We start from the raw sequence: 12,048 nt of genomic DNA on the forward strand, positions 1-12,048 counted from the left end.
CTATGACATGACCTCCCCCTGGGGCAGCGCCAGGCCGTCATGCCACCAGGCCGCCAGGTGGTAGACGTTGGGCGCCTTGAGCAGGCTGAAGTGGTTGCCCGGGCCGTACCACACCTGCAGGTGCGCAGCCTGCCGGCGCCAGCCCTGGACCATCCCCTGCTGCTCCCGGCGGTTGCCGGCGGCGTCCAGGCTCGGGTCATCCGCCAGCACCAGGCGCACCTTGCCCTGGTACGGGCGCAGAGGCTGGTAGCGGGTGCGCAGGGCGCTGGCGAAGGTTCGCGCCGGGCCGTGCATGGCCCGCGGGTCGGCGCGCGGGGACAACAGCCCGACCCGTACCATGCCGGCATGCAGCAGGTGCATCTGCATGCCGTCGTCCTCGGCGGCGAAGCGCTCGGGGTCGATGCCCATGTCCTGGCCTGCTGCCAGTTGCATGGATTCGATCAAGCGCCACAGCGCCGCGGTGGTGGTATAGGGCCGCCCTAGCGCGCCATTGCCTCCGGGAGCCTCACTGTCGATCAGGGTCAGCGACACCACTTCGCGACCGGCGGCCTGCAGGGCCCCTGCCATCTCGAATGCCACCCAGCCGCCGAAGGAATGGCCGATCAGGTGCAGCGGCCCGTCGGGGTACTCGGCGGTGATCGCCTCCAGGTAATGCCGGGCCGCCACTTCGACCTGGCCATGGGGCACCCCGCAGCCGTCCAGGCCCCGGGCCTGCAGGCCGAGGATCGGCCATTCGGCCCCCAGGGCCTCGCTCAGGCCGATAAAGCCGGTGATGCTGTCACCGGCCCCGGGCACGCAGAAGATCGGCGTGTGCCCGGGGCGCCCGCTCTGGATCCGCAGCAAGGGCTGGTGCGGCACAGCGCTCACCGCGCCCTTGGCCCTGGCCGCCGCCAGGGCCTGGCCCAGGGCGTGCCCCAGGGCCTGGATATGCGGCGCCTTCATCATGCTCAGGTGGTCCCCGGGCACGCTGATGCAGTGCAGTTCGCCCGCCGGCAGGATCTCGCCCCAGCCCAGGGTCGGGCTGCGCCGGGACAGCTCGGTGGGCCGTTCGGCGGCGCAGAACAGATGCACCGGCATGCCCAGGGGATGGACCCGGTAATGGGCCAGGGCATGGCCGTGGGCGACCTCGCGGTCCAGGTAATGGCCGAGCGCTTGCGGCGGCGCCGTGGCCAGTTGCTCGAACAGCAGCCCCTGGTCGCGGCAGCGTTGCAGCAGGTCGGCAAAGTCCAGTGGCTCCAGCAGCGCCTCCAGTTGTTCCAAATGCGCCAGAGGCTGCACCCCGGCCGCGCCCTGGGCGCTCCAGTAGGCGCGGCACTGCAACAGCAGGTGGCGCTTGTGCGCGTGCTCGCCAGACCAGCGCGCCTTGCCCTGGTCGGTCAGGCGCGGCACGTAGCTGTCGATCAGGCCGAGGAACTCCACCTCCTGGTCCAGGCCCAGCAACTGCTGGGCGATCTCATAGGCCAGGACGCCACCGAAGGACCAGCCGGCCAGGCGATACGGCCCCTGCGGCTGGGCCTTGCGCATCACGTCAAGCAAGCGTGTGGCCAGGCATTCCAGGGTGCGCAACTGCGGCTCGCCGACCGCCACGCCGGGCAGGCCGTAGATCGGGAAATCGCCTTCCAGGTGCTGGCCCAGGGCCGGGAAATACACGTCCAGCCCGGTGAACTCATGGACCAGGAACAGCGCCGGGCCACTGCCGCCGGTGCGCACCGGGATCAGCTCGGTGGAGCGCGGCGCGGCCGTGCGCTCGCTCAACAGGCGCGCCATGGCCGCCACCGTGGCGTGCTGGAACAGCTCCGCCAGGGTCACGTCGAACGCCGCCTGTTGCAGGCGGTTGAGCAACTGGATGGCCGAGAGCGAATGCCCGCCCTGTTCGAAGAAGTGGTCGTGGCGCCCTACTTGCTCGAGCTTCAGCACCGCCGCCCAATGCCCGGCTAGGGCCTGCTCCAGCGCGCCCTGGGGCGCGGCATAGGCCTGGGCGAGCTGGGCCGCGCTGCCGGGCGCCGGCAGCGCATGGCGGTCCAGCTTGCCGTTGCGGGTCAGGGGCAAGGCCTGCAAGTGCACATAGGCCAGGGGCACCATGTAGTCCGGCAACTGCTGTTGCAGGTGGCTGCGCAGTTGCTCGGCGTCCGGCGCCGGGGTGTGCTCGTGCAGGGTGTAGTAGGCCACCAGGCGCTTGTCCCCGGGGCTGTCTTCACGCACCACGACCACGCCGTCCCGCAGGCCGGGGAAGCGGGCCAACTGCGCCTGGATTTCCCCGGGTTCGATGCGCAGGCCGCGGATCTTCACCTGCTCGTCATTGCGCCCGATGCATTCCAGAAGACCATTTTCCAGCCAGCGGCCCAGGTCGCCGGTGCGGTACATCAGGGCCGGCGCAGCGGTGCCGTGGGTTTGCTGGTGAAACGGGTCGATGAGGAACTTCTGCGCCGACAGGTCCGGACGGTTGAGGTAGCCCAGGGCCACGCCATCACCCCCGATGTACAGCTCCCCCACCACCCCCACCGGCAGCGGCTGGCCCAGGGCATCGAGCACGTACACCCGGGTGTTGGACAGCGGCCGGCCAATGGGCACGCTGTCGGCATCCGCCGCCAGCTCACCGGGCTCATGGGTCACGGCAAAGGTGGTGGTCTCGGTGGGCCCGTAGCCGTTGACCAGGCGCAAGTGCGGCAGCTCGGCCTGGATCCGCCGGAAGGCCGTGGCATCCGCCCGTTCGCCGCCACAGAGCAGCATGCGCAGCCCCTTGAAGGCCTGGGGAATCAGTTGCACGTACTGGTTGAACAGGCTGGTGGTAAGGAACAGCAGGCTGACCCCGGTGCGTTCCAGCAGCGAGCCGAAGGCGTGCGGGTCCAGCAATGTCGCGTGGTCCACCACCACGACCCGGCCACCGTTGAGCAGCGGCCCCCAGACCTCCAGGGTGCTGGCGTCGAAGGCCGGGTTGGAGGCGAAGGCCACCCGGTCCTCGGGGTTGAAATCGGCATAGCCGTTGTTGATCACCAGCCGGGTGATGGCCCGGTGCGGCACCCGCACGCCCTTGGGCGCTCCAGTGGAACCAGAGGTGTACATGACGTAGGCCACCGCCTCGGACGACAACGCCAGGTTCGGGTTGTGCCCGGCCAGCCGGTCGAAGCGCAGGCGGTCCAGGTCGACCCGTTGCACCGCGGCTTCCAGCACCCGCTCGCTGTGGCTGAGCAGCACCGGCGCCCCGCTGTCGGCCAGCATGAACCCCAGGCGCTCGGCCGGGGCATTGACGTCCAGCGGTACATAGGCGGCGCCGCACTTGCTCACCGCCAGTTGGCTCACCAGCAGGTCCAGGGAGCGCGGCAGCAGCAGCGCCACGTGATCCCCGGGCTGCACCCCCAGTTGCAGCAGATGCTGGGCCAGCTGGTTGGCCCGGGTGTTGAGCTGGATATAGCTGAGCTGTTCGGCGCCCTGCACCGCTGCCACCTGCTGCGGCCGGGCCAGCACCTGCTCCTCGAAACACTGGTGCAGGGCCTGCTCGCGCGGGTAGTCGCGCACCGTGTCGTTGAAGCCCTCCAGTACCTGCCGGCGCTCGGCCTGCGGCAGCACCGGCACCTGGCCGATGGCCTGTTCCGGTTGCTGCTCCAGGGCCAGCAGCAGCTGTTCCAGGGTGCCGTGCAGGTAGTCGCAGATGCGCCGGGCATCGATCCCGGCGGCCACGGCGGTGAGCATGAAGCCGTCCCCCAGGTCGTCGATGCTCAGGGTCAGCGGGTAGTTGCTGCGCTCCTGGGCATTGAGCAACTGCATGCCCTCCCAGGCACTGCCGGCCTGCCCCGCCTGGTTTGCCGCCGGGGCACTGTGGCGGTAGTTGAGCAGGCTGCTGAACAACGGTGTACCCGGCTCCACCCCACTGCAACGCTGGACCAGGGCCAGCGGCGCCTGTTCGTGGCCAAGCAGCTGCGCCAGCCGCTCATGGGTGGCCAGCAGGGCGTCGCGCACCGGCAACTCGCCCAGATCGACCCGCAGCGGCAAGGTGTTGATGAACACTCCCAGGGCCCGTTCGGCGCCCTCGCCGCCCTGCATCCGCCCCAGCAGCACGGTGCCGAACACCACCTGCTGCTGCCCCGCCAGGCTGCCCAGCACCCGGCCCCAGGCCAGGTGCATCAGGCTTGCGGCACTGACCCCCAGTTGCCGCGCCTGCAAGCGCAGGCGCCGGCTCAGCAGGCGGTCCAGGGGCTGGCGCGCTTCGCTGAGTTCGGCGCTGCCTCCCGGTACTTCCTGCAGGCCCAGCGGCAGGGTCGGCTGGTCGATATCGCCGAGCATCTGGCGGAAGAACGCCTCATGCTCGGCCTCGCCGATGCCCAGGCGCGCCTGGGCCACGTAGTTGCGGTACGGCACCGCTTCCCCCAGGCGCTGCTGCTGGCCCAGGAGGAAGGCTTGCAGTTCGTGCTGCAGCACCTCCAGGGCCACGTGGTCCATCACCAGGTGATGGAACAGCAGCAGGGCCACCACTCGCTGGTTCACCGGGTCGGCGGCATGCACTAGGCGCAGCAGCGGCGCCTGGGCGATGTCCAGGCGGTAGCGACGGCTGTCGAAGCGCGCCTGCAACTGGCCCAGCACCTCGCCGTCGCCAGGCTCCAGGGCGATCTCTTCGCAGCACAGCGGCGCCTGGCGCCAGACCACTTGCAGCGGCTGCTCCAGGCCTTCCCAGAGCACCGCGCTGCGCAGGACGTCATTGCGTTCGATCACCCCCTGCAAGGCCTGGGCGAAGGCCTGCAGGCGCTCGGTGCTGGCAAAGGCGAACTGCGCCTGCAACACGTAGGGGTCACCCGCTCCAGCCGCCAGATGGTGGAACAGGATGCCGGCCTGCAACGGCGCCAGCGGGTAGATGTCCTGCACATTGGCGGTACCGCCGGGCACCGTGGCCACCACCCGGTCGATGGCGGCCTGGTCCAGTGCCAGCAGCGGCAGCAGGTCCGGGGTGATGCGCGGGCAGTCGCGGTAGATCAGGTTGGCCGGTACCTGCACCTCGCGACCGCGGCCCACGGCAGCGGCCAGGGCCGCCAGGGTCGGCTGGCCGAACAGCACCCGCACATCCGCCGAGAGCCCGGCCCGGCGCATGCGGCCGATCAGGCTCACCGCCAGCAGCGAATGGCCGCCCAGTTCGAAGAAGTGGTCGTGGCGCCCCACCCGCTCGACCTTGAGCAGTTCGGCCCAGAGTTGCGCCAGGAGGATCTCGGTGTCGCCCACCGGGGCCTCGTATTCGCGCACCTGGGCCGCCTCCAGCCCCGGGGCCGGCAGGGCCTTGCGTTCCAGCTTGCCATTAGGGCTCAGGGGCAGCGCCGCCAGGTGCATGAACAGCGCCGGCACCATGAACTCCGGCAGGTGTTCCAGCAGCGCCCGGCGCAATTGCTCCACCGCCAGGGCCGGCTGCCCGGCAACGGTGGTGTAGTAGGCCACCAGGCGCTGGTCGCCCGGCACATCTTCCCGGGCCAGCACCACCGCTTCCTTGACCCCTTCGAGCTGGGTCAGGCGCGCCTGGATTTCCCCCAGCTCGATGCGCAGGCCGCGGATCTTCACCTGGTCGTCGTTGCGCCCCAGGTACTCGATAGTGCCGTCGGCCAGGTAGCGGGCCAGGTCGCCGGTGCGGTACAGGCGCGCGCCCGGTTCCTGGCTGAACGGGTCCTTGAGGAAGCGTTCGGCGCTCAGTTGTTCGCGATTCAGGTAACCCCGGGCCACCTGCACCCCGCCGATGTACAGCTCGCCCACCACCCCCAGGGGCACCGGTTGCATCTGCCCGTCCAGCAGGTAGATGCGGGTATTGGCGATGGGCTTGCCGATGGGGGTGTTGTCCGGGGTCTGTGCCAGCGGGCCGGCGCAATCCCAGGCGGTGACGTCCACCGCCGCTTCCGTGGGGCCGTAGAGGTTGAGCAGCGCCACCTGCGGCAACTGCTGCTTGAAGCGCCGCACCAGGCTGCCCGGCAGCGCCTCGCCGCTGCACATCACCTGGCGCAGGCCGGCGCATTCGCGGGTGTCGCCATAGGCCAGGAATACATCGAGCATCGAGGGCACGAAGTGCAAGGTGCTGATGCGTTCATCACGGATCACCTGGCGCAGGTAGGCCGGGTCCTTGTGCCCATCGGGGCGCGCCATCACCAGCCGTGCGCCGGTGAACAACGGCCAGAAGAACTCCCAGACCGAGACGTCGAAACTGAACGGGGTCTTCTGCAATACCGCGTCCTCGGCAGTGAGACGGTACTGCTCCTGCATCCACAGCAGGCGGTTGACCACGGCCCGGTGCTCGTTCATCGCGCCCTTGGGCCGGCCGGTGGAACCGGAGGTGTAGATCACATAGGCCAGGTGGCTCGGGGTCAGGCCGTTGAGCCGCGGGTTGACCCGGGGCTGGCGGTGCCATTGCGGCTGGTCGAGATCCACCAGGGGCAGCGCCAGGTTGCCCAGCAGCGGCCGGGTCGCGCTATCGGCCAGCAGCGCCTGGGGCGCGCTGTCGTCGAGCATGTAGGCAATGCGTTCGGCGGGGTAGCCCGGGTCGATGGGCACGTAGGCGCCGCCGGCCTTGAGGATGCCCAGCAGGCCCACCACCATGGACAGCCCGCGCTCGACGCAGATCGCCACCCGGCTGTCGGGGCCGACGCCCAGGTGCAGCAGGTGCCCGGCCAGCTGGTTGGCCTGCTGGTTGAGCTCGCGGTAGCTCAACTGCTGCTCGCCGGCCTGCACGGCGATGGCCTCGGGGCGGCGCAGCACCTGGGTCTCGAACAGCCCGTGCAAGGTCTGTTCCAGGGGGTAATCGCGGGCGGTGGCATTGAAGCCGTGCAGCAGCTGTTCGCGCTCGGCGGCATCCAGCAGCGGCACCTGTGCCAGCAGCATCTGTTCATCGGCCACCATGGCCTGCAGCACCCGCTGCAGGTAGCCGGCATACCGCAGCATGGTGGTTTCATCGAACAGCGCCGTGGCGTATTCCAGGCTGCCTTCGATGCGGTCCTGCACCTCCCCCAGGCTCAGGGACAGGTCGAACTTGGCGAAGTGGCTGGCCTCGTGGATGCCCTCCAGTTGCAGGTCCCCCAGCTCCAACTGCGGGCCGTCGCCGTTCTGCCAGGTGAACAGGGTCTGGAACAGCGGACTGTGGGACAGGCTGCGCAACGGCCGCAGGATCTCCACCACCTGCTCGAACGGCAGGTGCTGGTGAGCCTGGGCCTCCAGGGTGCGGGCGCGGACCTGGGCCAGCAGCGCCTGGACCCGGGGCGCCGCCTCCAGGTCCAGGCGCAGGGCCAGGGTGTTGACGAACAGCCCGATCAACCCTTCCACCTCGGCGCGCATGCGGTTGGCCACCGGGGTGCCGATCACCACCTCGGCCTGCCCCGAGAGCCGCCCCAGCAGCAGCGCCCAGGCGCCCATCAGGGTCATGTACAAGGTGGTGCCATGGCGCTGGCTCAGGGCTCGCAGGCCGGCGGTCAATTGCGCATCCAGGCGCACCTCGACGCTGCTGCCGGCGTAGTCCTGCTGGGCCGGCCGTGGCCGGTCGGTGGGCAGCATGAGCAACGGCGGCGCCCCCTCCAGGGCCTGGCGCCAGTACTGCGCCTGCTGCTCCAGCACCGCGCCACTGAGCCAGTGCCGCTGCCAGTGGGCAAAGTCGCTGTACTGCACCGCCAGCGGCGCCAGGGGGTCGGGCAGGCCACGACTGAAGGCCTGGTACAGCGCCACCAGTTCCCGGGTCAGCACGCCCATGGACCAGCCGTCGCTGACGATATGGTGCAGGGTCAGCAACAGCACATGGTGGTCGTCCGCCAGGCTGACCAGGCGCCCGCGGATCAGCGGCCCGCGTTGCAGGTCGAACGGCGCCGAGGCCTCGCCCTGCACCAGGGCCTGCAAGGCGTCGCTGGCCTGGGGGTGGCCCCGCAGGTTTTCCAGCAGCAGCTCCAGCCCGGATTCGGCCGGGGCGATCAGCACCTGGGCTTCGTCACCGTACTGGGCAAAGCGGCTGCGCAGGGTTTCATGGCGCGCGACGATGCGCTCCAGGGCCTGCTGCAGGGCCGCGCCGTCCAGTGGCCCGCGCAGGCGCAGGCCGATGGGAATGTTGTAGGCGGTGTTGGCCCCTTCCATCTGCGCCAGGAACCACAGGCGCTGCTGGGCGAAGGACAGCGCCAGCGGCTGGTTGCGCGGCGCCGGCAGCAGGTCCGGCAGGCTGCTGCGCTCGGCCCGGGCCAGGGCCGCGGCCACGGCGCACAGTTCGGCATTGGCGAACAGCTCGCCCAGGGCCAGCTCCACCCCCAGGCGCTGCCGCACCTGGGACAGCATGCGCATGGCCAGCAGCGAATGGCCGCCCAGTTCGAAGAAGTGATCGTGGCGCCCTACCCGCTCGACCTGCAGCAGCTCGCTCCAGATCTGCGCCAGGGCGATCTCGCTGTCGCCCTCGGGGGCCACATAGTCCCGGCTCAGCAGCGCCTCCAGCGGCGGTTGCGGCAACGCCCGGCGGTCGAGCTTGCCGTTGGCGGTCAGGGGCAAGGCAGCGAGGTGCACATAGGCCGCCGGCACCATGTACTCCGGCAGTTGCTCCAGCAGGCGCCTGCGCAGCTCGGCCGGGCTCGGCTCGGCGCCGGGGATTGCACTGAAATAGGCCACCAGCCGGGTCTGCCCCGGCTGGTCTTCCCGGGCCAGCAGCACCGCCTCGCGGATGCCCGGAAGGCGGTTGAGGCAGGTCTCGATCTCCCCCAGCTCGATGCGTACGCCACGCACCTTCACCTGGTCGTCGTTGCGCCCCAGGTAGTCGATGCGCCCGTCCGCCCGCCAGCGCGCCAGGTCGCCGCTGCGGTACATGCGTGCGCCCGGCACGGTGCTGAAGGGGTCTTCAAGAAAGCGTTCGGCCGTCAGCTCCGGGCGGTTGAGGTAGCCCCGGGCCACCCCGGCGCCGCCCACATACAGCTCACCGGCGACGCCGATGGGCACCGGCCGCTGCTGCGGGTCCAGCAGGTAGATCCGTGCATTGGCGATGGGCCGGCCGATGTCCAGGGGCCCGCCGGCCAGCAGCCGCCCGGAGCTGGCCACCACCGTGGTTTCGGTGGGGCCGTAGTTGTTGACCACGGCAAAGCTCGGCTCCTGGCTGAACTGGCGCAGGCGGTCGCCGCCGATCAGCAGGGTGCGCAAGGTCGGGTGGCCCTGGCCCTGGCTGAAGGCGTATTCGGCCACCGGGGTCGGCAGAAAGCTCAGGTCCAGGGGCTGGGCCTGCCACCAGTGCAGCAGTTGGTCGAGGTCCTGGTGGCCGATACCGGCCGGCGGCAGGTGCAGGGTGGCGCCGCCGCAGAGCGTCGGCCAGAGCTCCCAGGCCATGGCGTCGAAGCCGAAACCGGCGACGCTGGAGGCATGTCGCCCCGGCCCCAGGTCGAAAGCCTGGCAATGCCAGTCCAGCAGGTTTTCCAGGCTGGCATGCTCCACCATCACGCCCTTGGGCAGGCCGGTGGAACCGGAGGTGTAGATCACATAGGCCAGGTGCGCGCAGCTCATGCCCGGCACCTGCAGGTTGCCCTCGGGGCGGGCCTGCCACTCGGGCTGGTCGAGGTCCACCCGGGCCATGGCCGGTTGGCCCACCAGGGCCCGGGTGCTGCCCTGCACCAGCAGCGCCAGCGGCGCGCTGTCCTGCAGCAGGTAGGCGATGCGTTCCGCGGGGTGACCCGGGTCGATGGGCACATAGGCGCCACCGGCCTTGAGAATCCCCAGCAGGCCGATCACCATCCCCGGCCCGCGCTCGACGCAGATCGCCACCCGCTGATCCGGGCCCACCCCCAGCGCCCGCAAGTGCCAGGCCAGTTGGTTGGCCCGGGCATTCAACTGGCCATAGCTCAGGCGCTGCGCTCCCACCTGCAGGGCCGTGGCCTCGGGCTGCCGAGCGGCAAAGGCCTCGAAGCGCTGGGCCAGGGTCCGGCCCCGTGGGTAGTCCACGGCGCTGGCGTTGAAATCCTCCAGCAGTTGCCGGCGCTCGGTCTCATCCAGCCACTGCACCTGGGCCAGGCATTGCTGATCGTCGGCCACCATGGCCCGCAGCACCTGCACCAGGTAGGCGGCATAGCGCTGCACCGTGGCCTCATCGAACAGCGCGGTGGCGTAGTCCAGGGTTCCGCGGATCTGCCCCTGGCTTTCTCCCAGGCTCAGGGTCAGGTCGAACTTGGCCACCGCGCTGGCCCCGGCCACACCTTCGAGTTTCAGGTCCCCCAGTTGCAGGTCCTGGGCGAAGTTGTCGACCCAGGTCAGCACCACCTGGAACAGCGGGCTGTGGGACAGGCTGCGCTGGGGCCGGACGATTTCCACCACCTGCTCGAACGGCAGGTCCTGGTGCGCCTGGGCCTCCAGGCTGCGGGCCCGGACCTGGGCCAGCAGCCCGCTCACGCTCTGCCCCGGGTCCAAGTCCAGGCGCAGGGCCAGGGTGTTGACGAAGAGCCCGATCAGCCCTTCCACCTCGGCGCGCATGCGGTTGGCCACCGGGCTGCCGATCAGCAGATCGTCCTGCCCCGAAAGGCGGCTCAGCAGCAGCCCCCAGCCGGCCAGCAGGGTCATGTAGAGGGTGCAGCCATGGCGCTGGCTCAGGGCCTTGAGCTGGTCGCTCAGGGCCCGGTCCAGCAGCAGCTCGATGCTGCCACCGCTGAAATCCTGCTGCTGCGGCCGCGGCCGGTCGGTGGGCAGCATCAGCAGGCTGGGCGCGCCGGCCAGGGCCTGGCGCCAGTAGTCGCTCTGCTGCTGCAGCACCTCGCCGCTGAGCCAGCGCCGTTGCCACAGGGCAAAGTCGCTGTACTGCACCGCCAGCGGCGCCAAGGGATCGGGCCGGCCCTGGCTGAAGGCCTCGTACAGGGCCACCAGCTCCCGGGTCAGCACGCCCATGGACCAACCATCGGCAACGATGTGGTGCAGGGTCAGGAGCAGCACATGGTGATCGTCCGCCAGGGTCAGCAGGCGCGCGCGGATCACCGGCCCCTGCTCCAGGTCGAAGGCCTGGGCGGCTTCGGCACGCACCCGCCCGGCCAGGGTCAGCGGCGCCTGGCGCAGGTCTTCCTCGTGCAGTTCCAGAGCGCTGTCCAGGGGCCCGATCAGCACCTGGGGCTGATCCTCGACGCGCACGAAACGGCTGCGCAAGGTGGCGTGGCGGCTGACGATGGCCTGCAGCGCCTGGCGCAGCGCCGAGCGATCGAGCTGCCCGCGCAGGCCCAGGCCGATGGGAATGTTGTAGGCGCTGGCGGCACCGTCCATCTGCGCCAGGAACCACAGGCGCTGCTGGGCGAAGGACAGCGGCAGGTCGTGATCCTGCACCGCCGGGAAGATCTCCGGCAGATGGCTGCGCCCGGCGCGCTCCAGCACCGCGGCCACCGCGCTCAGCTCGGCATTGGCGAACAGCTCGCCCAGGGCCAGTTCCACCCCCAGGCGCTGGCGTACCTGGGACACCATGCGCATGGCCAGCAGCGAATGGCCGCCCAGCTCGAAAAAGTGATCCTGGCGCCCGACCCGCGGCAGGTGCAGCACCTCCTGCCAGATCGCGGCCAGGGTGGTTTCGGTAGCGCCTTGCGGGGCCTGGTATTCACGGCCAAACAGCGCCGCCTGATCCGGCGCCGGCAGGGCCTTGCGGTCGAGCTTGCCATTGGCGGTCAGGGGCAAGGCGTCGAGCCGTACATAAGCCACCGGCACCATGTAGTCAGGCAACTGCGCCAGCAGGTGGGCGCGCAACTGCGCCACGTCCAGGGCGACGTCCTGCTGCTGGGTGAAATAGGCCACCAGCCGCGGGTTGCCCGGCTGATCCTCGCGGGCCAGCAGCACCGCTTCCTGGATACCGGGGAACTGGCAGAGGCGGGTCTCGATTTCCCCCAGCTCGATGCGCACGCCGCGGATCTTCACCTGATCGTCGTTGCGCCCCAGGTAGTCGATGCGCCCGTCCGCCAGCCAGCGCGCCAGGTCGCCGCTGCGGTACATGCGCGCCCCAGGCTGGTCGCTGAAGGGATCGTCGAGAAAGCGTTCGGCGGTCAATTGCGGGCGGTTGAGGTACCCCCGGGCCACCCCGGCGCCGCCCACATACAGCTCACCGGCGACGCCGATGGG

At 70.3% G+C, this 12,048-nt stretch carries 1 pseudogene (only partly in view); it reads right to left on the reverse strand.

The features are described 5' to 3' along the window. Positions 1 to 12,048, reverse strand: a pseudogene (locus tag AC1RL5_RS16925) (non-ribosomal peptide synthase/polyketide synthase) (its annotated part continues 15,566 nt past the right edge of the window); the annotation flags it as partial.

It is taken from the genome of Pseudomonas sp. GW822-FHT06D10 (assembly GCF_058799535.1).